This window comes from Algibacillus agarilyticus (assembly GCF_003286125.1).
GTDB classification, from domain to species: Bacteria; Pseudomonadota; Gammaproteobacteria; order Enterobacterales; family Alteromonadaceae; genus Algibacillus; species Algibacillus agarilyticus.
This window is the reverse complement of record NZ_QMED01000002.1, coordinates 163,322-187,111: the sequence shown is the minus strand read 5'-3', so window position 1 is coordinate 187,111 and position 23,790 is coordinate 163,322. Positions and strand designations below refer to the sequence as shown.

Genomic DNA, 23,790 nt, shown 5'->3' with positions numbered 1-23,790 from the left:
TGAGCGATATACATAATAAGTGGCTAACACGAATAAATGGCTCAGTTTGCAGAAAATGGACGATTATACTGAACTTTTATTGCTTTTTCATCTAGATCGCCTAAGCGGCTTATCATATGACTGGGTAGTTGTTTATACCCAAGTCACTTCAAGGTATTTGTTCAGATCGCTTAAGTTGAATTTGCTTGTGCTTCGGTCCAAAAAGCATTGATTAATGGGTTAGATAATTTTTTCTTCAAACAACAAACACCGAGTTCAAAAGGTGCGATTGGTGTGGGTTGTTCAATTATTCTAATTTTGTCACGCACGGGGCTATTATCAATGACTACACCAGGCGCAAAGCCCACACCTAAACCTAAAGCGACCATTGAAACAATGCCTTCATTACCCGCGACCGTTGCGTAAATGTGCGGTTTAATTTTCATTTCTCTAAACCAAGCATCGCTGCGTAATTTAGTTAAGCCTTGCTCCGCCACAACATAAGGTATATTTAACCAATCAATATGATTAGCATTGAGCTTGGTTGATAGTTGGCAGCCTTTATCAGGGCCGATTAAATGTACTGGCACACGATCGAACATCGCAAAAACGACATTTGCAGGTAGGCTGATAGGCTTAGCCGAAATAGCAATATCGATTTCACCTTGGCTAATGCGTTGAATTGCTGATGAGGCATCGCCTGTGATCAGGTTAATATCAATATTAGGGTGCTTAGCCGCTAAGCGATTCAATATTGGTGGTAAGTGCGAATAACTTGCCGTTACTGAGCAAAAAACACTGAGTTTACCGTCTAGCGAGCGCGTGTCGTTGCGCGTATTATTTTTAAATTGCAGCCAAGCATCAAGTGTTTGATTAGCAAATGTACGATAAGCTTTGCCTTCTGGTGTTAAAGATACACTGCGATTATCACGCACAAACAATGGATTACCCGCTTCTAATTCTAACCGTTGTATGGTGCGACTCAGCGTTGATGGGCTGACATGCAAAGCATCGCTGGTTTTACCAAAATGCAAACTGTCGGCTAAATGCAAAAAGAGTTGTAATGCTTTTAATTCCATAATTTAACCTGCTGTCAATAAATATCCGCTATGCTTTTTACGTCGAGATTTATACTTTAAATCGTACATTGCAAAAAGTGAAACATAGTATTGATAATATATCACTTCACGCAAGAATATACATACTGTAAAGTGTCGACCATCACAAAGGTAGGTTTGTCTTAATTACATGTCTATCAGATTTGTGGACTGAATTTTCGTCAAATAAGCCTGACATTGGGTTAGGTTTTGCAATTAATTAATAGGTTTTGAACATGGCTCAAAATTATTTCAATACGCTTACTTTACGTGAGCAATTAGATCAACTTGGTCGTTGTCGTTTTATGGATCGTGCTGAATTTACAGACGGTTGTGAAGCATTAAAAGGTAAAAAAGTTGTTATTGTTGGCTGTGGTGCTCAAGGTTTAAACCAAGGTTTAAACATGCGCGATTCTGGTTTAGATGTTTCTTATACATTACGTGGCGCTGCGATTGCTGAAAAACGTCAATCTTGGAAAAACGCAACAGAAAATGGTTTCACTGTTGGTACATACGAAGAATTAATCCCAACTGCTGACTTAGTTTGTAACTTAACGCCTGATAAACAGCATACCGCTGTTGTTGGCGCAATAATGCCATTAATGAAAGAAGGCGCTACTTTAGCTTATTCACACGGTTTTAATATCGTTGAAGAAGGCATGCAAATTCGTGATGACTTAACGGTTATCATGTGTGCACCTAAATGTCCTGGCTCTGAAGTACGTGAAGAATATAAGCGTGGTTTTGGTGTTCCAACACTTATCGCTGTTCACCCGGCTAACGATCCACAAGGTCACGGTTTAGCATGGGCTAAAGCATATGCTTCTGCTACTGGCGGCGATCGCGCTGGTGTATTAGAGTCTTCATTTGTTGCCGAAGTTAAGTCTGACTTAATGGGTGAGCAAACTATCCTTTGTGGTATGTTACAAACAGGTGCTATTTTAGGTTTTGATAAAATGGTTGCTGACGGTATTGAGCCGGGCTACGCGTCAAAATTAATTCAGTATGGTTGGGAAACAATCACTGAAGCACTTAAGTATGGCGGCATCACCGGTATGATGGATCGTCTTTCTAACCCGGCTAAAATCGAATGTTTTGCACTTGCTGCTCAATTAAAAGACATCTTGCGTCCTTTATTCTACAAGCACATGGACGACATCATCACGGGTCACTTCTCTAAAACGATGATGGAAGATTGGGCTAATGACGATGTTAACTTATTAAAATGGCGTGCTGAAACAGCAGAAACTGCGTTTGAAAAAACACCTGCTGGCGATGTAGAAATCGATGAGCAAGAGTTCTTCGACAACAACATTTTATTCGTTGCTATGGTTAAGTCTGGTGTTGAATTAGCATTCGAAGCGATGACAGAATCTGGAATCATTGACGAATCTGCTTACTACGAATCACTTCATGAAACGCCGCTTATCGCTAATACTATCGCGCGTAAGAAGCTTTATGAAATGAATGTTGTAATTTCAGATACCGCTGAATACGGTTGTTACTTATTCGCACATGCAGCAGTGCCTTTATTAACAGATTTCGTTAATAACTTAGACTCTGCATTTATTGGTAAGTACACGGCTCCAGCATCTAACTCTGTTGATAACGCGTTACTAGTTAAAGTTAACGATGAAATTCGCAACCACCCTGTAGAGTGGGTTGGTCAAGAATTACGTGGCTACATGACTGACATGAAAGCTATCGTTGAAGCATAATTAGTTAAACGAATATACGCGAATTTTGCGTGTATAGCTTTTGAGAAAACCCAGCAACATGCTGGGTTTTTTGTTTTTTGAATCCCATCTATTCAAGTCCCAACAGTCTTTAAATTCCACTCTTTTTAAATAACCTCTTTTTTTGTAGCACCTATATTTCCAAGCCTTTTAATTTTACATTTGTTGCGTGTTTGTTAATGCATACGTATGCAATTGTTAATGAATACGTATGCTTTTCTGTGCAAGCTACAGCTTTAAAAGCGAATGCCTTTTATACTGAATGCTTAAGCTTAGCCTAAGCGTCTATATTTTGAGTGATCAATGTTTGAGTAATGAATGGCTGAGCAAATGATTAAATGCAGTTTATTTTAAATGACAGGAACAGATTATGGCTAACAGCAAAACGAGAGCTCAAATTTTTAAGCTATCGCTATTGAGTATATCAATGGGGTTACTGAGCGCATGTGGCGGTTCAGATGATACCAACAGTGCAACTGAAAACATGGCGCCAGTAGTTGATGCATCTGCAAGCACTGATACCGTAAATGAAGGTGGTTCGTTTACGCTTTCTGCCAGTGCAACCGACAGCGATGGTCGTGTTACTTCTTATGCTTGGATGCAAACAGGTGGAACGCCTGTCCAATTATCGTCAACTAATCAAAGCTCAATTCAAGCGACTGTTCCTGCATTAAATGCTGATGAAACCTTAACATTTACCGTCTTGGTTTCTGACAATTCTCGTAATACCACAACAAACACTATAAATGTTGTCGCTAAAGATTTAGGTAACCTAGCTCCTACGATTAAATTTGCTTCTACATCTACAGGTGTAACATCGGGTGAATCAATCTCTATTTCAGCTAATGCGAGTGATTTAGATGGCTCTATCGCTAGCTACTTATGGGAATACGTTGCGGGTGTAGAGGTTGACTTATCAGGTGTAGATAATACTGCAGAAACGTTCACTTTTGTTGCACCAAGCGTGAGCTCTGACGCCCAAGCAACTTTTAGTTTAACCGTTGAAGACCAAGACGGCAGTAAAACTACACGCAGCTTTGCTATAAACATTAATGCAATTGTTGTTGAGCCTGTCGCTCCGCCTGAACCTGGTGATTTACCGGCTCCGGTTGCAGTAGCTGATGCTAATCAAGTCGTTTTATATTATAACCGTCGTGATGCGGCATTTGACGGTTGGACTCTGCATGTATGGAATAATGAAGCATGTGATTCATACGCTGATTTTGCTTCAGATGGCGGAACCGAGTGGGATGCTGGCTTAGCGCCAACGGGAACAGATCCAAACTACGGTGCTTATTGGATTATGAATTTAAAAGAGGGTCATAGTGACTGTGGCAATTTAATTATTCACAACGGTGCTGATAAAGATATTAGCCAAAGTGATATCGCTTTAGATCTGACTGGTGATAGAAATATCTTCACTATTGAAGGTGACGGCACTTTATACGCTAGTGCGACTCCTTTACCTGATGGTATTGTGATGGCTGAGGCAACCGCTCATTGGTTAGATCGTGAAACGATGATCATGCCAGCGGCAGACGCAACTGAAGTGCGTATTTATTACTCAGCAACGGCTGATTTAACATTTAATGGCGCAACCGGTATTGAAGGCGATAACTTTATAGCCTTTACGCCAAGTGCTATGACTGATGCTCATAAAAAAATAGTGCCACATTTAGCGGATACGCCAGCCTTTACTTCAACTGCTGAACTCGCCATGGTCAAAGAAGCCTTAAAAGGGCAGTTGATTGCTGTAGCGTATGCGACAGATGGAACTATTTTAGCCGCAACACGCGTGCAAGCTCCTTGGATACTGGATGACATATACACATCTGGCGATAACGATGCCGATGAAGCAACACTTGGTTTAATTTATGATACTGATGATGTCACTGCCGCTGTTTGGGCGCCGACGGCACAAAGTGTAAAATTAAAAGTTTATTCTGCCAACAAAGAATTAACTAGCACAGAAGATATGACATTGGATGCCGATACCGGTATTTGGCGTTTTACAGGGACTAAAGCTACATTAGATCGCGCTTTTTATCGTTATGAAGTCACTGTGTTCCATCATATTACAAATAAGATTGAAACCATTGAATCAACCGACCCGTATTCTGTTAGTTTATCAACAAACGGTGCCTATTCGCAGTTTGTTAATTTAAATGATGATGATTTAAAACCGGCTAATTGGGAAAGTCATACCATACCAACCATCACTAATATCGAAGATGCCGTGTTACTTGAAGGGCATATTCGTGACTTTAGTATTCTCGATCAAACCACAACAGTAGCCAATCGTGGTAAATATAAAGCCTTTACGGAAACGGGTACGGATGCTGTTGATTACTTAAAAGGTTTGCAAACCGCCGGTGTTACCCATTTCCATATGTTGCCAGCGAACGATATTGCCACCGTTAATGAAGACCCTAGTCAAACGGTTGATTTACATAACACCGTTGCAGAGCTTTGTGCCAAAGTGGCAGATGCTCCGGTTTGTGGTGTCGAAAATGATTCAGCAACCTTATTATCGGTTTTACAAAGTTATGACCCAAGTACCGATGCTGCGAATAAATTAGTCACCGTGTTACGTGGTATTGATAGCTTCAACTGGGGCTATGATCCACATCACTTTAATGTACCCGAAGGTAGTTATTCATCAAATGCAGATGGTGTTGCGCGTATTCTAGAAATGCGTGAAATGAACCAAGCATTACATGAAATGGGATTGCGTGTTGTACTTGATGTTGTATATAACCATACATCCGCTTCGGGCTTATACGACAATTCTGTGTTTGATAAGGTCGTACCGGGTTATTACCATCGTTATCACGAAATCACGGGTAACCTCATAACGTCAACGTGTTGTGATAATACGGCAACTGAGCATCGTATGCTTGATAAATTTGTTGTTGAATCGTTAGCACAGTGGGCTGAGCAATATAAATTTGATAGCTTCCGTTTTGATATTATGGGGCACATGCCTAAATCAACCATTTTAGCGGCGCGTGATGCGGTTAAAGCCATTGATCCAGATAACTATTTTTATGGTGAAGGCTGGAACTGGGGTGAAGTTGAAAGTGGCCGCTTATTTGAAAATGCGGTGCAAACAACGATGGCAGGCACCGAAGTGGGTACCTTTAATGATCGTCCGCGTGACGATTTACGCAACGCCGGCTTATTTAAAGAAGATGCCAGTGCACAAGTTGCCGATCATATTCGTTTAGGTTTAGCGGGCACACAAGCCACCTACATGATGAAAGATCAAAACGGTACACGTAAAGCCGCGAGCGAATTTGCGCAAAGCTCTTATGGCCAAGATCCTGCCGACATAATTAACTATATCTCGAAACATGATAACGAAACACTATGGGATCAACTGCAGTATGGCTTGCCTGCTGATTTAAGTGCGGTAAATCGTGCTCGTGTTCATAGTGTTGCGGCAAGTGTGCCCATCATGAGCCAAGGTATTCCGTTCTTCCAGTTAGGCGTAGACAAAATGCGTTCTAAATCGATGGACCGCAATACCTATAACTCGGGTGATTGGTATAACGCTCTGGATTACACGAACAACAGCAATAACTGGAACGTGGGCATGCCTATTGAGGTTACAGATGGTGATGCGGCAGCGGCTTTAGCTGCCAACGCAAATACCACGGTGACTAAAACCGAAATCGATTTAAGTTCAGCTGTTTTTGCTGAGTTTTTATCGATACGTGCAGCGAGCCCATTATTTAGATTAACCACATCACAAGATATCATCGACCGTGTTGGCTTCCATAACTCGGGCGCTAACCAAACGCCTGGTTTAATTGTCATGAGCTTAAATGACGGAACTGGCTTAACAGATTTAGACCCAGCTAATGACGCGATTGTTGTGGTGATTAATGCAACGGGGACAGAAAAAACGCATGAAGTTAAAACGGCACAAGGCTTTACACTTCACCCAATTCAACAATCATCAGCTGATACGACTGTGCAAGGTGCTAGCTTTGCTGAAAACGGCAGTAATGGTTCGTTTACGGTTCCGGCTTATACTACGGCCGTATTTGTAAAGGCACAAAGTGGTGCACAAAGCATGGGATTATTACCTGACCCTGATTTTGTTCCTGCACCTTATGGTTCTACAGCGGTATATTTACGTGGTGATATGAATGAATGGGCTGCAACTAGCCAAGTAAGCTATACATCAGATGGTATTTATACTGTTAAAGTTGATTTAGCCGCGGGTACTTATGGCTTTAAATTTGCTGACGCTGATTGGAGTACAGTAAACCTTGGTTTTGATAATATCAGTGCCAGTGATGGTTCTTTAGCGCTAAATAATGTCGATGGCAACATCTCGGTGACTACCACAGAAGCCGGTACGTATTTATTCAGCTTAAATGCGGCTAACACGGCAGATGTAAAAGTATCGGTGACTAAAGCTAATTCACTTGTGGCTTGTACAGCACCAACATCAGCTGGTGATTATCCATTCACGGTTGCAGGTGGCGGATTGCTTTATGTAAGAGGCGACCACAGTGGTTGGGGAGCAGATGCTAATTATGCGTTAACTTACATTGGAGATAACAAATACCAAAGTGTGGCGACCTATACCGGTGTAACATTATTTAAGTTAGCATCAGATGATGGCTCTTGGACAACTCAAGTTTGGGCTCAAAATAGCGCCGGAGATATTCAAACAGCTAGCTTAGCACTGGATACCGCACATGAAGTTGCCTACGCTGGTGCAGGAACGGATAACAACAGTGCGAGTTTATCGGCTGGTGATTATCGTTTCACACTGGCTTTGAATGAAGCAGACCCAGCGGCTGACACGGCTTCTATCGGTTCATTAACCATCGAAAAGTGTGCTGCAAATTAATGATTGCGCTTAATGCTTAAGTTCAAGAATGAGTGACAACGAGCACTGATTAAAAGCCGTACGAATATCGTGCGGCTTTTTTGTTTTTGTTGCGTTGATTTAGCTTTAATTCAATATATTGGGTAATATAATTGGTTACGAGTTAATTGAGAGGCTATAATTTTTAGATAATGTAAATGCATTTTTATTGACGGCAAACTCACTCTTTTTAATTATAGGTTCAATATGAACAACTTAAGTATAAGAATTAAATACTCGATCCCTTTGTTCATCATGGTTTTTGCTCTCATTTTAATTTTGATTGCGAATGCGGCATTAACCAATAATTTAGAAGATAATGCAGATGTATTTCCTAATCGTTTTATGCCTGCGATTAGCGTGGTTTTAAATGCAGATCGAGATTTATACCAAGCACGTGTTGCCGAAATTCAATATGTAAACACTTCAGGGCGTACCGCTAATTTAAGAAGCGATTTTGAAGAAAATGCGACTCAGGCAAAAGATCGTTTTAATGAGTATCGTCGGCATATGCAAGACTTCCCCGACGTATTAACTGAATTACGGGGGTTTGAGCAAGCTTATTCAACGTGGTATTCGACAGCTTCAAATGTTTTAAACACGATAGATAATGGTAATAAAGAGCAAGCCATTGAATTATTGAATAAAGATTCAGCTCGCGATTTTTCAGCGTTACGTAAAATTTATGATAAGGCTGGCGAAAAAGCATTTGATGAAGCCAATCGGTTAAAAGAATCAATAAAAGTAACCAATGCTTGGCAAAAAACACTCATGTGGCTGTTTGGTATTGCGATTGTCGTGATCGCAGTGGCGGTTGCGATAATCAGTCAAAAAATATTGCTAGCCCGCATCGATGAGATCACACAGGGAATTGATAATATTACATCTGGTGGTGGTGATTTAACTAAAAAAGTACAGATCAAAAATGAAGATGAGATTGGTGATTTAGGTCATGCATTTAATCGTTTTGTTGAGAGTTTACGAACGTTAATTTTAGCGGTTCGCACCGATGTTGATCAGCTTGATGTTAGTTCTGATAATTTAAGTCGTTCAGCCGTTAAAGCCGATTCAGCCGCTAAACAGCAAAGCCAAGCCTCTGATTTAATTGTAAGTGCGGTGCATGAAATGAGTTTAGCGACCCGTGAAATGTCGACTATTGCCCAAAGTACAGCCGATGAAACAGAAAGTGCGATGCGCTTTGCGTCTGAAGGTGTGCAGGTGATTAATAAATCGGTGGTACAAATACAACAGTTGTACGATAGCGTTGCAGGGGCATCAGAAGGCGCTAAATCACTTTCTATCGAATCTTCAAAAATTTCAGGTGTGCTAGATGTGATCCGTGGTATTGCTGATCAAACAAATTTACTGGCATTAAATGCGGCTATTGAAGCTGCGCGAGCGGGAGAGCAAGGTCGAGGGTTTGCTGTGGTAGCTGATGAAGTACGCACGCTTGCACAAAAAACCCAAGAATCAACCGATAGCATTCAAAGTATGATTGCCGCGGTACAATCAGGTGTTACTGATGTAGTAGACAAAATTCAAGATGGTTTTGATAAAGTCACGAGTTCGGTTGAACTTGCTACCGAAACAGAAACGTTACTTAATAATACTTTGCAACGTATAACGGTGGTTCAAGATATGTCTATTCAAACCGCTACTGCAACAGAAGAGCAAACGTCGGTTACCGAAGAGATAAATCGAAACTTACATGACTTGAATGATCAAATTCAAACGGCTACGGATGCGGCTGCTGATTCACACTCGGCTACCCAACAAATTCAACACTTATCAGACAACATACATAAAGGCGTACAGCGCTTTAAAGTGTCTTGAAGTGACTTGGGTATATGTGAGCAGAAAGAACAATAGAAATAGTAAATTAAAAATGCACAAAAAAGCCAGTTTATAAAAACTGGCTTTTTTGTTTTTCAGGCAAGATAAGGTAAAAACGAAGTGCTGTTTTTAGAAGCTCATGCCTAATTGGATAGCGCCACCATATGTCTCGTTTTCGCCATAAAGAGCTGCGATATCAATATTGATAAAATCAAAAGGTGAAATACCGACACCTGCCGAAATCGTATCTTCGTATGTCCCTTCTAAATCATGACGATAGCCAACACGAAGAGCCGCTTGATCCCATGCATTTAACTCGGCACCAAAGCGAGCAAATTGCACATTTTGAGCCGAAATATAATCTTCAATGGCGTTTGTATCTAAATCAATTGAAGCTTGGAGCCAAGCGTTTTTATAGCCGACACCTAATGCTAACTGAGGCTCAATGGTGAGTGTGTTGTTAGCGGTGGGTTGGCCTACAGGTTGTTTGATGGTGTATTCATTTTCGAGTGCATTTTTAAGTACAGCACCAACACTCCAATTGCCAAACGAGGTTTGCACACCGAAATCAAGGTTAAAGTTTTCGTCTTCAACAGAGTGATTATCTGCATCAAAGTCATCTTCTTCAAAATCGGCGATGTTTTCTTGGTAATCAATTGTTTTTACGATTTGATATTTGGGCGCAATACCAAAGTTAACTTTTTGGCCGGCAAGGTTAAAAGCGGTTGAAAAGTTTAAGCCTACATCTACAACCGCTGCGCCTTGGGCTCTAACGCTGGTTTCTAATTCATCTGCATCAAACGTGGGTGAATTGGTTAAATCAAGGTTATCAAAATAGTCTGAATCTAAGCCTTTGTATAATGTCGTAATACCAAGGGCTAAGTTTGAGCGAATGAATAATGTAGTCGCTAAGTATTTATTTGGAATTGAGAATTCTACACTGCCACCTAAATCTAGGGTGGCGGTTGTGCCGTCAATTTGCTTTAAACGACTATCCAAATCGGTGATCGTTTGTTGATCATTTTGGGTTAATGTTTTACCGTCTAATTGATCAAGTATGTCGACTATATCATCTGCTTTCGTAATGAGTTCATCTTGGTCACTCGCTAAAACCCCTACATTTAAATTAAAGTTAAAGTCATCGTTGGCATCGTAGTTACTGCCTAAAGCGGGATTAAGACTTGTGCCATAACTAAAATCAGATACGGCTAGACCCGAGCCTGACATGGCGAACGTTTTTGCATTAAATACTTCAGCCGCCGAGAGGTGTGTAGATGCTGCGAGGATGGCGATGGTGACTGTACTTTTTAAAAAATTCATTATTATATCCTTTTTATACAAAGCGGTGTGTGAATGGCGCTTGGGTATATATCCCAATAAAGCAGGTTGAATTATAGTAATAAATCAAAACATTAATCCATTACTATCATCTGTTTCACTTAATATTCACAGTAGCGTGATTTTTTAATTAATATACAAAGGTTTAGTTTGTCAGTAAATGCGGTATTTTAAGTTTATTAACTATTTTTTATTTTTGTGATGAACTCTACGCTTTGTTTTAATTGCGTATTAGTTGTAAGTAGGCGTTTTTAATTCAAATTATTTTTGATATGGTGGATTAATCAAATGACTTTAAAATTGAAGATCGCAATGCGTATTATCGGCACAATACTCGTATTATATTTTGGTTTGTTAACCAGTTTACATGCCAACACTTTAACCGAAAAAAAGATTGAGAAATGGTTGCACTTAGCGCCTAAAATGCAGGCTTTGTTTAATCAGCATCACGCGACATTATCGAGTTTTTCTTTAGATTTTAAGCAAGGCGCGCCAACTGAAATAGGCCAAAAAGCCAAACATTATTTAGAGCAAGCCAATCTGTTACCCACATTTGAAGCGGCGCTGAACAAGCAATTTACAGTTGCTGAATACATCACGGTACAAACTCAAATTATTCAAGCGCTAATGGAACAGGCGCAAGCACAAATCCCCAATCAAGTAGAACGGCAATTTGCTGAAAATATGCTAGATTTAGAAGATGTCGAAGGTTTAACGAGCGAACAAAAAGCCATGTTGCGTCAACAAATGGAATCTTTATTTCATGTCACGAACAAGCAAAAAACCAATACTTCAGCTAATGCGAAATTGGTAGCGAAATATCAAGCGCATATTCAACGAGTTTTAGCCCAGACTGAATGATGAATTTAGCCATGCCGTTTGTGCGCAAAACATCGTATTTTTATTTTATAGCTTTGCTGTATTTGAGTGCCTATTCAGCTCAAGTATCGGCTCGTTCTGCATTTAATATTGTTATTGGGTTAAATAAGCCGCCTTATGTGTTGGCCGAAACGCCAAATGCGACTAACGAACAACGTTGGACTGGTTTTGAAGTTGAGTTGTTAGAACTTGTTTTTAAGCAATTGAAAGTACAGCCGCGTTTTATCTTTATGGCTGATGGTCGTTTACCTTCTGTTTTATCTTTACCGCATGTTGATGCGATCATGACAGTTAATGAACAATTATTTGATCGCCAATACTTAACCGCCCCTTATATCAACTACCAAAATGTAGCGGTGAGTTTTAAACCTTCCGTTGAACGCATAGCCGATTTGAATCATCATAAAGTGGCTAGTTTTTATCGGGCGGATCAAGTTTTAGGTAATCGTTATGCCGAGGCGGTTAAATCGAGCTTAGCATACAAAGAATATTTAGATCAGCAAGAGCAAGTTAATGGATTTTATGCGGGCTTACATGATGTGTTGATCATTGATATTAATATTTTTAATTATTATCAACAAACGGCTTCTGCTTCGTTTAATGCAATAAACGTTCATACTCAGCCAATCTTCCCTTTATCAGAATACAGATTAGCGTTAAAAAATCCGGCTTTAATTAGTGATTTTAATCGTGCCTTAAGACAGGTTAAATACAGTGATGCTTACCAAGCGTTAAAAATTAAATATGCCATTCAGGCAAACTAAATCAAAGTATCATCAAAGTGACTAAACAAATGGTTAACCTGCATTTGCCTGTAAATTTTGTAACACATTAACCATACGTACAGCTTGTTGTATCGCGATCGGTTTAGCCCGCATTTCTCTTAATTGATCTAATTTTTCTTGCCATTTTTCAATCATATTTTGGGGTTGGTTTTTATCTATTTGCAGGTAGGTATCATTCGCGGCTTCACTATTAAATACTTGCTCACCAAAAAAACTTAACGATGCATATTCTTGTGACGTTAATACATTTGATTGGTATAAATTGTCGGTTAGATTATCGAGATCATGTTGGCTGATATTGGTTAAGTCATGACCTTGCATAACGTCGGCTGCATGTTCGCGCATTAAGTTTGCTTCAAAGCTGATATTCACCACGCTGGCCGTATTCGGTTTTGCTTGAGCCTCTTTTTGCTTGTTGTTATCGGTATCTGGTATCGCTTGGCTTTGATGCTGCGATACCTGGTTATAACTCGCGAGCATGTCACTTATTTGCACATTAACCTCGGTGCCAGTAATTTGGCTTTTTGCTTCAAATCTTAATATTAAGCACTACTAAGCAGGAAACATGCCTGCTTTTAAATCTGCTTTTTAAAATCTTATACCAATCCGTAATAATAAGTGTCCACTCAGCGAGCGTTTAAATGCGCTTACATGAAAGAATAGTGGTGCTCTTTTGAGTTCGAGCAACACAGAGTAAGCGCATTTAAAACTCGCCTGAAAGGAATGCCCCAGCGGCTTTTGCCCTGCGTTATCGGTATTTGAAAGGGAACAACCACTCCTGTACACCGACGCCTTGTTCAAAAACCGCTAGATGCATTCTGAGAGATCACTTATTTATATGAATTGGTATTAATTGCGCAACTTTTTTAAAAGTTAACGCTGAAAAAGTTAAACACTTCTATACTTAAAAAGTGTGGTTATTAAAAACAAATTTTCATCTGGAGATAAAGCGTGGGCCTTAGATTCAAGCATCAAACGGTGATGACAATCATACTGTTTATTGGGTTATTCATGAGCCAAGCTCATGCGGTTGTGCTTAATTTATGGCATGGTCAAGGCCATCATGAAGCTTTTTGGCAGCATACTATTACTGAATTTATGCAAGCCAACCCTGATGTGGTTATTAATGTAGATGTATTAACGCGCAAAGCCTTAAACCCTGCGTTAACCGAAGCGGTATTAGCCAATCAAGCACCTGATATGGTTTTGTTTCAATCTGATAATTTAGGGCTTCATTCGTTATTTAAGTTGTCTGTTATTCCGACTGATTGGGTAGCGGCTACCATTCCTAAATCCTTACGTATATTTACGTCATATCAGCAAAAGTTGTTAGGCATTCCTTTGTATTATGGGAATCATATGTTGCTGTATTATAATAAAAAATGGGTATCTAAACCGATCACGCATTGGCATCAATTAAAGCAAATATCGCTGCCAGACGGGGTGAAACCCTTAGGGGTTAATTATCGGTCTTCATATACCTTCGTCACTTTTTTATTAGCGTTTGGAGGCATGCCAGCCGTTGATAAAAAAATTACGTTGAATACCGAAGCGACGATCCAAACATTATTATTTTTTAAACAAAACTTGCAGCAGGGTATATTTAATCAAGCTTGTCATTACCAATGTGTTAGTCGTGATTTTTTTGCCGATAAATATGCTTATGCGATCAACGGCGATTGGGAATACGTGAATGCAAGTCGAGTTATGCAAAATAATTTAGGGATCGCATTATTACCATCGTTAAATAAAGCACCAATGGCTTCATTTAAATCCGCGTTAGTGCTCGCATTTCCGGGGTATGCGGCGGCAGGGCAGAAAAAAGAAGCCCTTAAACGCTTCTCAATGCACCTGCAAAGCCAACGTTTTGCTAAAAAAGTTTATCCGGCTACTCACTCAATGCCTGCGCATATAACGGTACAAAAACAACTTATTAATAATGAAAGTGATAATTTTAAGGTGTTGGCTCAACAGCTTGAATTAAGTATTGCAATGCAACCAACCGTGGCGCTTGTTGCCTCTTGGGATAGTATCAGACGGGGGTTTACGATGTTTTTAGACGATAAACTTAACGCTGAAGAAGCGGCCGCTTACATGCAACGTGGTGCTGAATATGAGTTGAAGCGCCTGTTACAAGGTGATTTAAATGAAAAATAATGGGGTTGCGAGTTTACGCAATACGTTTATCACCGCGCTTTTACTGATGACCGTGTTACCAACCTTTGCCATCACCTTTTTTTTATTGCAGCGTTTTACGGTTATTCAAGAAAACGAACAACATGAAAACATACAAGCACGTGCAGATAGTCATTCTTTAAAAACGCAATTTGCATTGAGCTTGTTTCAAGCCGAATTTAAACAAATGGCTAAAGACAGTGAAGTTATTTTGGCTGCCTATACCGGCACTTTTGCTGACCGAGCACGCCAAAAAATGCAAGCATTGACTCAAGAATATACTTGGCTATCGGGCTTGTTATTGGTCGATAACGAAAGTTGGACAATGTCTGCTCAGCCAACACTATTAGAGTTGATTGATACCCACGCATTGCACAGTGTATACAAGCAAGCAGCACAACAAAAACCAACAACGGATGTGTATTTTAAATTGATCAAATCGGCCTCGTTAATGGCAGAGTTAAGAAGTAAAGCCGAATTAAAGACAGTAGCGTATCGTAGTGAACACGTGTTAGTGGTATTCGCGACATTATGGATGACGGATATCGGTAAACTCGATGAATATTCGCGCCGAGTCGGCACTTTGGTTGGTTTAATTCCGGTTGAAAATATGGCAGCAGATATGAGCAAAACACTCGACCGTATTTTTCTTGAAAGCTTAAGTTTTCAAGATCATGTAATGATTGACCTAAATACAACAGCCGATAATGACATCGATGTAAATACGACTATTGTGTTAAACGGTTTGAATTCACCCATTGAAGCTATTTTTTCACGCCCACGTGAACTTGTTTTTGCCGCGATTAATACACTTAATAGACAGCTTTATTGGATCGCCGCGTTTATTACTTGTGGGTTAATGATTATCGCTTGGTTAATTATTCGACAGTTACTCAAACCGTTAGATGGTTTAAATCAAATTGTTTTACGGTATATAAAACGTGACTTTACGCCTATTTATAAACCCTTACCTTTTATTGAAATACAACAAATTGTTGATGTGCTTTCGGTTATGGCTGAGCAAATTCAAACAGATCATAGTGAGTTAGAAGCTCGCGTTACTCAACGCACAGAAGAGCTTATTCAAGCCAATAGTGAATTGTCTAATGCCATGAATAAGTTACAACAAGCGCAAGATCAAATGATCGAAACTGAGAAAATGTCATTATTAGGTCAATTGGTTGCCGGCATTGCACATGAGATAAATACCCCTTTAGGTGTTTGTGTAACCGCAGGCACGATGATTGAAGATAAACTTAAAAAACTAAAACAAGATTACGAAAACAATAAAATGAGCCGTTCATCGCTTGATTTATTTTTACAGCAAATGGATGAAGCATTTAGCATTATGCTCACTAACTTATCGAGAGCAGCAAACTTAATTCAAAACTTTAAAGCGGTTGCAGTTGATCAAACGAGCGAAGTTAAAAGAGAGTTTGATTTAAAAGCTTACCTTGTTGAAACCATCAATAGTTTACAACCTGAATTACGAAAATATAACGTAGAAGTGAATATTGCCTGTGACAGCCCTGTTGTTATCAATAGTTACCCCGGTGTTTATGCGCAAATTTTAACTAATCTTGTCATGAATTCATTACGGCATGGTTTTGGGAGTAAAAGCGTGTTTTATCAAATTAATATTGCTATCGATGTGCAAAAAGATCACATCGGCATTCGGTATGCCGATACAGGCAAGGGGGTAAAAGCGGCTCAGCTTGAACGCTTATTTGAACCTTTTTATACCACGTTATCTAATCAAGGTGGCTCTGGACTTGGTTTAAATATTATTCATAACTTGGTCTACCAAACTCTTAAAGGCGAGATTGATGTATCCAGCGAAGTTGACCAAGGACTTGTTTATCAATTTACCTTGCCGCGTGAGCTTAAATAAATGCAATAGGGTTAACTCGACATACGATCAAGTTAGGGCTTTGCTAAATAAGTTAAACCCTATAATTGAAGGGATAGTTTGTTGGCGTTTATAAATCGCCGTACAAACATTGCAACATACTTATTGCGGCTAAACCGGCTGTCTCGGTTCGTAATACTCTGGGGCCCATCAGCACATGCTCAAAATGCGCGGTTTCAGCGGCCGATATTTCTTCATCGCTTAAACCGCCTTCAGGCCCAATAAGCAACTGAACTGCATTGTTTTTAAGCGTAAGTTGGCGCATATTTTGTTGAGCTAAAGGGTGCAAATTTAAGCGAGTGCCATTGAACTCCATATCCAGCCAGGTCTCTAGATCAACCGCCGGATTAATCGTTGGAATAATAGCGCGGCCAGATTGCTCACAAGCGCCAATTGCTATTTTTTGCCATTGGTCAATGCGTTTTTCTAACCGTTCACCATTGAGTTTTACGCCGCATCGTTCACTAAACAGCGGTGTTATTTCTGTAACGCCTAATTCAACTGATTTTTGTATGGTAAAGTCCATGCGATCGCCGCGAGAAATCACCTGACCTAAATGGAAGGCTAAAGGCGATTCATTTTGCAAAGGGGTAACTTGTGTAATTAATACTTCAACTTTTTTTCGGCTGGCTTCCATTATGGTAGCGGTATAGTCGTGACCATCACCGTTAAATAAAATCAATAGTTGTTCTTCTTTCATCCGCATAACACGTGCGACATGATTAGCTGCATCGCTAGTTAATTGTGCTGTTTGGCCATTTGTTAATGTTTCAGGGTGATATATTCGAGGTATGCGCATAAAAAACCTAGGTTAGTCGACGTATTCAGATGTTTGCTTCGTATTTTAACCTTTAATTGTAAAGGTCGATATAAAAAAGGCTACGAAAATAAACTGAGCATGCGGGTTTAGCTGAGCGTCATTTTTATTGCGGCATCTATACCCATTGATGTGGGTTGCAGGCTATTTATTATTTCAAATGATAACGCTAGGGCGTTTACAAATTTAAACACGGCATTATCTCTCAATTATTTTATAAATCATCTATAATCAATATCAGTCTTAATTTTCGCTTTGTAATCAATTGTTGTTTTTATGTTTTATAAACAACGAGGTTATAAAGCTTAACGTCGTGAGTAAAACACACATGAATAAAACACAAACACGCATATCATTACTGTCTATCTTGGTTAGTTCGGTATTATTGACTGGCTGTGGCAATACCCCTGCCAATACGCCTAATTCTGTATCTTCAGCAACAAGTAAAGCAAATATCGAAAAAGCCGATTACTTCGCCGATAACGGCTTAATGAACCCTGTTGCTATTGTGCAGCATCCTGCTGGTATTCATGAAAAAGGGGTTACTTATGTCTCTTATCAAGGCCCATTAGAAGATCCTTATGTTGCGGCTTATAACCACAATACCGAAACGTGGTCAGGCCCCTATAAAGCGGGCAACAGTGCGCTAGGAAAAGACCTTACCCAGCCCAAAAATATTGATAACCATGGTAAGCCGACCATGATTATGGATAACTTAGGTTACATACACGTATTCTTTGGGGGGCATGGCGGTGATAAACGCTATGGTAAAAATGAACTTGGCGATACGCACTATGCGGCTAACAAACATGTGGTTACCAAAAGGCCTTACGACATCACAGAATGGGAAGAGCTGAACAATATCACGCCATTTGGTACCTATAACCAAGCGGTAAAAATGGACAACGGCGATATTTATCTCTTTTATCGCCACGGTGCGCACCGCAGTAACTGGGTATATCAAAAATCAACCGATCATGGCCGTACGTTTGCAGCCCCGGTATCTATATTAAAAACTAAAAAACGTAATGATGTGCAAGCTAATGACAGCTGGTACGCTTATGTTTCTAAAGGACACAACGACGACATTATTGTTTCTTATGATTATCACATTTGTTGGAAGCGAGGTGCCGGTGTAAATGGTCGAGGCCATACAACAGAACGTCATGATGCGTATTATATGGTCTTTGATACTCAAAAAAATACATGGAGTAACGTGCAAAAAGAAACATTAAGCCTACCTATCACCCGCGAAGTCGCTGACGAAAAAACATTAGTCGCTCGAACCGGAGGTGTCGGATACTGGTCATTTAACGGTTCATCACACTTAGATGAAAATGGTTATCCTCATATCGGTATCAATATAGGCAAAGATATTGGTAAAAAAACGGGAGGCCCAAAACAAACCAGTCACTACCGTTGGACGGGCGAAGAGTGGGTTGGCGGCCAACCTGTATATGCACAAGCTCGAGCCGATGGCACCGATACCCGCGGCGACTTTATTATAAACTCACCAACCGATATTAGTTTTTTGTTAGGTTATAAAGAAAACGGTGATGGCATCATTTCTTATTTTAATAGCACGGATAGCGGTAAAACGTTCACCAAAGGCAAAGAGCTTTTACGCCGAGAAAAAGCAGGCTGGTCAATCACCGCCTTAATTGATAACGCACACCCTGATGCTCGCTTAATTGTGGCTGAAAAACAAAAAAATAGTCCTTGGCGAAAACTGTATTTAGTGGGCGATAATGGCCCTGTACAACGCGTTAAATCAACCGCATCGGTATTAACCTCTGCTGATGAAAAACACTTAAAAACCTTTAAAAAAGAACATGCTCTTTTTAAACAAAGCAAGAAAAAGTAACTCACAAAGATTGAGTTTAAATAGGCAAAAAACTGAGCGCAAAACCGGTTTAGCCACAAAGTGGGTAAACCGGTTAATCATATTAAACAAAAAAACGGTTATACGGGTACGTAAAAGTAACTAACATAGGGGGGCTTACGTTAATGCTTGGCCAAGCCACGTTACAATATACGTTTACTTTAATTCGATATACCGCGTTTGCGGTGGACGAACGCTGCTAGAAACATTAACTGGAAGCCAATTTAGACTGAAAAACAAGCTGACAAGACACGCTAAAAACCGGCGGGAACGGTCAGATCAGGTCTGAGCTATTACCGTTTATAGCGGCCCCTGATAATTAATTTGACTGGTCTTTTTTCAACAGAAGTAATTTTATTTCTTCCGTTAATTTTTGCTGGCGATGCAGTAATATGATGGCTAGCGCTAAGGTAGACATAAAAATAATATTCACAAACAAACCATTATTATGCGTAATTTGTTGCATAATAAAAGCGGCGACAATGATTAATACATACAATAGTTTAATTATATTTAGTGAATTCATAACCTGTCCTTGAAATAAACCACCAACATTATTATTAGTGGTTAAAAAATTAAATTACCTATAAATTAGCCTGCGTAATTTATAACTCGCTAGCAAATTCAATGCAGTAATAATGAGTAATAAGCGCCTAGAAAGCAAGCCGTTAGCCAACTTTCAGGTTTATTACTAGGCTTGATCTGCGTAGTAACCAACAAGCATCATTGCGCCACCGACTAATAGGCCAAAACCGCCAGTTGCTACTGTTCCACCAACACCTATCGCGATTGCAGCCATACCACCAGCCGTCCAATCATTCATTCCACCTGTTACATCTTCTATTTCGTTTAGAGTTAACTCTCTAATGTCATTCATTGTATACCCTTATATAAAAATTTATTATGTGCAACTCAAAGCACGCTAATAATCTATATTAAATTCAACAAAAGGTAACCTACCCCTTAGTATAGTTTTTAGTATGTTTTTGAGTATGTTTACGCCCAATTTAATAACCTCTTTTTGGTAAGGCCTAGCAAGCCGCCAAAACTTCGAGCCATGGGTGGTATTTGTCAAGGGTGTTGTACTGCGGCATACCAGGGTGCTAACGATGCCTGTCCTACACGATTACAACGCGTTAAATCAACCGCATCGGTATTAACCTCTGCTGATGAAAAACACTTAAAAACCTTTAAAAAAGAACATGCTCTTTTTAAACAAAGCAAGAAAAAGTAACTCACAAAGATTGAGTTTAAATAGGCAAAAAACTGAGCGCAAAACCGGTTTAGCCACAAAGTGGGTAAACCGGTTAATCATATTAAACAAAAAAACGCGGTTATACGGGTACGTAAAAGTAACTAACATTGGATATTTTAGAGGGTGTCTTACGTTAATGCTTCGCCAAGCCACGTTACAATATACGTTTACTTTAATTCGCTATACTGCGTTAATAAAAAAAGCCAGTTAATCAAATTAACAGAGCTTTAAGTGAATGATTTTTAAATCAGATCAAGATAAAAGTGCACTGGCTGTCCCCGATAATTTTATAGGACAACGACAATCTAAAAAGTTTGAACTGTGTAATTAACCTTTGCGGGTAATTTTCCAGTATTGTCAGTTGCGCGCATAAAATATAGCCAGTCTTCCATACGTTTTTTTAATGTTTCAAATAACTCGTTAAAGCGACCTAACTCTGATTCTTGTATTTGCATATCAATATAAACAACGGCGTTAAATTGACTGTTACGAGTGTCAATACCATCAAAAAAGTGCGTGCCAAGTTCAGCATATATTTTACGCAACTCCACTTCACCGATACGAATAACGGAGTCGGCATTATCACCTTTTAACGAGAGTTGGTAGCTTTGAGTTCCATCTGGGTTATTGATTGTTGCTCGGGTAAACTCTGGTTCATTAACGTATTCAAGAACGTCATCATTCAATACCTTCGTTCTATTGATACGAATAACGCCTTGCTCTGCATGAGCCATATTTAACCGCTTAGGGCAGACCGGAATAAAGATTTCGTCGCCAATTAAATAAGGATGGTGTTGGTTATTTAAAATAAAGTTATTGGGGAATACTAGCGTGCCTAACTGTTGTTTTAGCTCTAGATCAAAAATATAGGCCTTTTCATCACCGTAGTTAAATAAATACGCGTGATCACCATCGCACCAAACTATGTTGTTGCCATAGTTTTCACCCGCTTGGGTTTCACGGATCAATTCTCCACTTTCAGCATTAAGGGCTGCAATTTCATTTCGATGGGCGACATAAATGATATCTTTGTGAACATAAAAATCTTGGATGCAATGGAAAAATTCGTAGTACCAGTTTTCTGAACCGTCTTCTAAATTCAATTGCACAATAGTGCCATTCAATTTCGTAGCAAGAGGGTTACCAGATGGAGACTTATCTGTGCCAAGATAAAATATTATCTTATTTTGATAAATATCGATAAATTTACGTTTAGGAGCACTTTCTTTATGAAAATTAAAACTCCATTTTAATCCTTGTCCAAACTCTACAAGTGATATTGAACACTTTGAATCTAATTCAAATAAATACTCACCATAAGGATAAGCACGTTTTTTTGACTTGAAAGACCACCACTTATTATCGTTTGAATCATACACTTTCCAAAATTCTTTATTATAAAATGTTGGAAAATAATCATAGTAATAACGTTCGTCGCCATCGTATATTCCATCGACAACGCTCACATCGAAGTCGCTAACATTTGATACTTTTAGACTTTTGTCATTGCTCGAAAGTTTAAATAGGATTTCTTTATCATCGATAAAATAAAGCTGCTCATCTTTAAAAAACGAGAAGTAGGGATCTGTATCCATATAAACTATTTGGCCACAACAACATATTAGAGATTCCCCACATAGGTAGTACATCTCACTGTTTTCAAAGTGTAATTTAGCCAATACCCCTGAAAATCTTGTTGTTTTCATTAATATGCTCCAATTTCAAACATTTTATCTAACTCGACAGACAACTGTTCATATAAAGAAAGTTTCGTGCAGGACAGGCACAAATAAGCTTTTGATTTTATTTGATATTACATAAGTGTATCGACTATGCATCGATGGTCCTGCATGAACATTTTTTGATGAATAGATAAGTAAAAAATATACAGTAGGTTGCCATGAGTGAAACGAATCGCGACACACTCAAGTAACCGCTTTAAACCAAGTAATCAAAAATTAAAACGCTCGTTAATTGAATGAAAATTTAGCTAAAATAAAGATGGTGCGGTTCGCAAGCTCACGACACCCTACCTTGAAAAACACCAACCTAGAGGTGTTTTACAAATTGGCTGACGAATAAAAAATGAATAATCAAGACCTGACCCCGTAGTCATAACAAATAAGCCGGTTTTTGGGTGGCTGTCCTTGTTATTTCTTTAAGGTAAATATGGATAGCCAATATTTACCTGTTTATCTTGTTTTATTAATCGTTTGAGATCAGCTTATCACAAGGGTAGGTGATGCCTTGTTGTTGCCTTGCTTTGTCGAGTACTTTCATAACATTAGCGGATAATTGCCAAGTGTTGATAGGTGATTCTATTTTTTGTTGCAAAATGAGCTCAACAAAATGCGCGACTTCGTAAAACATAACGTTGCTGTTTTGCTCAACACTAATATCTTTCTCACTGCCGTCTTTGTAGTGTAATTTTACACTGCGTAATTGTGAAATATGTTCGATCACCATACTGGCTTTTTCACCTTGAATTTCGTTGTGAAACACCGAGTGGTTAATCTTAGAGTGAGATAAATGGGCTATTAAAGCCTGCTTTTTATAGGTGAGTAACATTTCACCACACCCATCAACACCTGAGTCGAGTTTTATACCGGTACTGATAATGTCATCGGGTTTGCCAAACAAATCAAGAACGGGAAAAACAGTGTATATTCCGAGATCCATTAATGAGCCATTGGCAAATTCCGGATTAAACGTGTTTGGGTTTTCACCTGCTAGGTATTTATCGTAACGTGACGAATATTGACAGTAACTCGCATTGATTCTGTGTATCTTACCTAGCTCAGGTAAATATTGTTTGATTTGTTGGTAGTTAGGTAAATGTGTGGTGAATAGTGCTTCCATAAACGTAACATTATTGGCTTTGGCACATTCAACCATTGCCTGTAATTGAACTGAATTTACCGCTAAAGGTTTTTCACATAAAACATGCTTACCGGCATTCATTAAGGTCATGGCATGTGTTAAATGAAACGAATTAGGCGAGGCTATATAGACTGCATCAATATCGCTGCTTTGTGCTAATGCCTTTAAATCGGTGAACGTTTGTTTTGCATTATGTTTTTGAGCGAAAGCTTGTGCTGTTTCAAGCGTGCGTGAATAAACCGCCTGTAACTTTGCGCCATTAACTTGTTGCAGGGCATCAATGAATTGGTCGGTAATAAAGTTGGTGCCAATAATGGCAAAGCGGATTGTCATTTTATAT

Annotated in this window: 17 protein-coding genes; 9 read left to right on the top strand and 8 right to left on the bottom strand. The window is 39.3% G+C overall.

Annotation, left to right across the window (positions count from 1 at the left end; all coding sequences use genetic code 11):
- Positions 1-170 precede the first annotated feature (170 nt).
- Complete coding sequence (gene ilvY, locus DPX34_RS02770; RefSeq protein ID WP_111976885.1) at positions 171-1,058, bottom strand: HTH-type transcriptional activator IlvY; 888 nt, start codon at positions 1,056-1,058, stop codon at positions 171-173.
- A gap of 254 nt (positions 1,059-1,312) precedes the next feature.
- Here ilvY and ilvC point away from each other — a divergent pair, with 254 nt between their 5' ends.
- From ilvC to DPX34_RS02755, 3 genes are all read left to right on the top strand, one after another.
- Positions 1,313-2,794, top strand: coding sequence for a ketol-acid reductoisomerase (ilvC, locus tag DPX34_RS02765; protein ID WP_111976884.1), 1,482 nt, complete (start codon positions 1,313-1,315; stop codon positions 2,792-2,794).
- A 388-nt stretch (positions 2,795-3,182) separates the two neighbouring features.
- Positions 3,183-7,679, top strand: a complete 4,497-nt coding sequence (locus DPX34_RS02760) for an alpha-1,6-glucosidase domain-containing protein (protein WP_111976883.1) — start codon at positions 3,183-3,185, stop codon at positions 7,677-7,679.
- A gap of 225 nt (positions 7,680-7,904) precedes the next feature.
- On the top strand, positions 7,905-9,530 hold the full coding sequence (locus DPX34_RS02755) for a methyl-accepting chemotaxis protein (protein ID WP_111976882.1): 1,626 nt from the start codon (positions 7,905-7,907) through the stop codon (positions 9,528-9,530).
- Between the two features lie 129 nt (positions 9,531-9,659).
- Here the strand turns inward: DPX34_RS02755 and traF are convergent, their stop codons facing one another.
- The gene (gene traF / locus DPX34_RS02750; RefSeq protein WP_111976881.1) at positions 9,660-10,850 is read right to left on the bottom strand and encodes a conjugal transfer protein TraF; all 1,191 of its coding nucleotides are present in this window, start codon (positions 10,848-10,850) and stop codon (positions 9,660-9,662) included.
- 306 nt (positions 10,851-11,156) lie between these two features.
- Between traF and DPX34_RS02745 the strand changes: the two genes are divergently transcribed.
- Both DPX34_RS02745 and DPX34_RS02740 read left to right on the top strand, forming a co-directional pair.
- Positions 11,157-11,729, top strand: a complete 573-nt coding sequence (locus tag DPX34_RS02745; protein ID WP_111976880.1) for a hypothetical protein — start codon at positions 11,157-11,159, stop codon at positions 11,727-11,729.
- Positions 11,726-12,511 carry a substrate-binding periplasmic protein gene (locus DPX34_RS02740; RefSeq protein WP_111976879.1) on the top strand — a complete coding sequence of 262 codons (786 nt, stop codon included), beginning with the start codon at positions 11,726-11,728 and terminating at the stop codon, positions 12,509-12,511. Before DPX34_RS02745 ends, DPX34_RS02740 begins: the two co-directional genes overlap by 4 nt.
- 33 nt (positions 12,512-12,544) lie before the next feature.
- On the opposite strand, the gene DPX34_RS02735 is transcribed toward DPX34_RS02740, so the two are convergent.
- Positions 12,545-13,027, bottom strand: a complete 483-nt coding sequence (locus DPX34_RS02735; protein WP_111976878.1) for a hypothetical protein — start codon at positions 13,025-13,027, stop codon at positions 12,545-12,547.
- 516 nt (positions 13,028-13,543) lie between these two features.
- Between DPX34_RS02735 and DPX34_RS02725 the strand changes: the two genes are divergently transcribed.
- Positions 13,544-14,689, top strand: coding sequence for a sugar ABC transporter substrate-binding protein (locus tag DPX34_RS02725; RefSeq protein WP_157964601.1), 1,146 nt, complete (start codon positions 13,544-13,546; stop codon positions 14,687-14,689).
- Positions 14,679-16,598: a sensor histidine kinase gene (locus tag DPX34_RS02720; protein WP_111976876.1), complete on the top strand. Its 1,920-nt coding sequence runs from the start codon at positions 14,679-14,681 to the stop codon at positions 16,596-16,598. The genes DPX34_RS02725 and DPX34_RS02720 overlap by 11 nt, the downstream gene beginning before the upstream one ends.
- Before the next feature lie 88 nt (positions 16,599-16,686).
- Here DPX34_RS02720 and rsmE read toward each other — a convergent pair whose 3' ends face one another.
- Positions 16,687-17,415, bottom strand: a complete 729-nt coding sequence (gene rsmE, locus DPX34_RS02715; RefSeq protein ID WP_111976875.1) for a 16S rRNA (uracil(1498)-N(3))-methyltransferase — start codon at positions 17,413-17,415, stop codon at positions 16,687-16,689.
- Positions 17,416-17,761: 346 nt separating this feature from the next.
- Between rsmE and DPX34_RS02710 the strand changes: the two genes are divergently transcribed.
- Positions 17,762-19,297 (top strand): BNR-4 repeat-containing protein, encoded by a 1,536-nt coding sequence (locus tag DPX34_RS02710; RefSeq protein WP_111976874.1) that lies wholly within the window; start codon positions 17,762-17,764, stop codon positions 19,295-19,297.
- A gap of 337 nt (positions 19,298-19,634) precedes the next feature.
- On the opposite strand, the gene DPX34_RS02705 is transcribed toward DPX34_RS02710, so the two are convergent.
- Complete coding sequence (locus tag DPX34_RS02705) at positions 19,635-19,841, bottom strand: hypothetical protein (RefSeq protein WP_111976873.1); 207 nt, start codon at positions 19,839-19,841, stop codon at positions 19,635-19,637.
- Positions 19,842-20,006: 165 nt separating this feature from the next.
- Positions 20,007-20,192 carry a hypothetical protein gene (locus tag DPX34_RS02700; protein ID WP_111976872.1) on the bottom strand — a complete coding sequence of 62 codons (186 nt, stop codon included), beginning with the start codon at positions 20,190-20,192 and terminating at the stop codon, positions 20,007-20,009.
- A 180-nt stretch (positions 20,193-20,372) separates the two neighbouring features.
- On the opposite strand from DPX34_RS02700, the gene DPX34_RS21685 reads away from it, so the two are divergent.
- Positions 20,373-20,549: a hypothetical protein gene (locus tag DPX34_RS21685; protein ID WP_157964600.1), complete on the top strand. Its 177-nt coding sequence runs from the start codon at positions 20,373-20,375 to the stop codon at positions 20,547-20,549.
- 326 nt (positions 20,550-20,875) lie between these two features.
- Here DPX34_RS21685 and DPX34_RS02695 read toward each other — a convergent pair whose 3' ends face one another.
- Positions 20,876-22,276, bottom strand: a complete 1,401-nt coding sequence (locus DPX34_RS02695; RefSeq protein ID WP_157964599.1) for a hypothetical protein — start codon at positions 22,274-22,276, stop codon at positions 20,876-20,878.
- 499 nt (positions 22,277-22,775) lie between these two features.
- Positions 22,776-23,783, bottom strand: coding sequence for a Gfo/Idh/MocA family protein (locus DPX34_RS02690; RefSeq protein WP_111976870.1), 1,008 nt, complete (start codon positions 23,781-23,783; stop codon positions 22,776-22,778).
- Positions 23,784-23,790 lie beyond the last annotated feature (7 nt).

What these genes read in the sequence shown, in the direction of transcription:
- ilvY (WP_111976885.1), bottom strand. Translation starts at nt 1,058, where the DNA reads ATGGAATTAAAAGCATTACAACTCTTTTTGCATTTAGCCGACAGTTTG.
- ilvC (WP_111976884.1), top strand. Translation starts at nt 1,313, where the DNA reads ATGGCTCAAAATTATTTCAATACGCTTACTTTACGTGAGCAATTAGAT.
- DPX34_RS02760 (WP_111976883.1), top strand. Translation starts at nt 3,183, where the DNA reads ATGGCTAACAGCAAAACGAGAGCTCAAATTTTTAAGCTATCGCTATTG.
- DPX34_RS02755 (WP_111976882.1), top strand. Translation starts at nt 7,905, where the DNA reads ATGAACAACTTAAGTATAAGAATTAAATACTCGATCCCTTTGTTCATC.
- traF (WP_111976881.1), bottom strand. Translation starts at nt 10,850, where the DNA reads ATGAATTTTTTAAAAAGTACAGTCACCATCGCCATCCTCGCAGCATCT.
- DPX34_RS02745 (WP_111976880.1), top strand. Translation starts at nt 11,157, where the DNA reads ATGACTTTAAAATTGAAGATCGCAATGCGTATTATCGGCACAATACTC.
- DPX34_RS02740 (WP_111976879.1), top strand. Translation starts at nt 11,726, where the DNA reads ATGATGAATTTAGCCATGCCGTTTGTGCGCAAAACATCGTATTTTTAT.
- DPX34_RS02725 (WP_157964601.1), top strand. Translation starts at nt 13,544, where the DNA reads ATGAGCCAAGCTCATGCGGTTGTGCTTAATTTATGGCATGGTCAAGGC.
- DPX34_RS02720 (WP_111976876.1), top strand. Translation starts at nt 14,679, where the DNA reads ATGAAAAATAATGGGGTTGCGAGTTTACGCAATACGTTTATCACCGCG.
- rsmE (WP_111976875.1), bottom strand. Translation starts at nt 17,415, where the DNA reads ATGCGCATACCTCGAATATATCACCCTGAAACATTAACAAATGGCCAA.
- DPX34_RS02710 (WP_111976874.1), top strand. Translation starts at nt 17,762, where the DNA reads ATGAATAAAACACAAACACGCATATCATTACTGTCTATCTTGGTTAGT.
- DPX34_RS02705 (WP_111976873.1), bottom strand. Translation starts at nt 19,841, where the DNA reads ATGAATTCACTAAATATAATTAAACTATTGTATGTATTAATCATTGTC.
- DPX34_RS02700 (WP_111976872.1), bottom strand. Translation starts at nt 20,192, where the DNA reads ATGAATGACATTAGAGAGTTAACTCTAAACGAAATAGAAGATGTAACA.
- DPX34_RS21685 (WP_157964600.1), top strand. Translation starts at nt 20,373, where the DNA reads ATGGGTGGTATTTGTCAAGGGTGTTGTACTGCGGCATACCAGGGTGCT.
- DPX34_RS02695 (WP_157964599.1), bottom strand. Translation starts at nt 22,276, where the DNA reads ATGAAAACAACAAGATTTTCAGGGGTATTGGCTAAATTACACTTTGAA.
- DPX34_RS02690 (WP_111976870.1), bottom strand. Translation starts at nt 23,783, where the DNA reads ATGACAATCCGCTTTGCCATTATTGGCACCAACTTTATTACCGACCAA.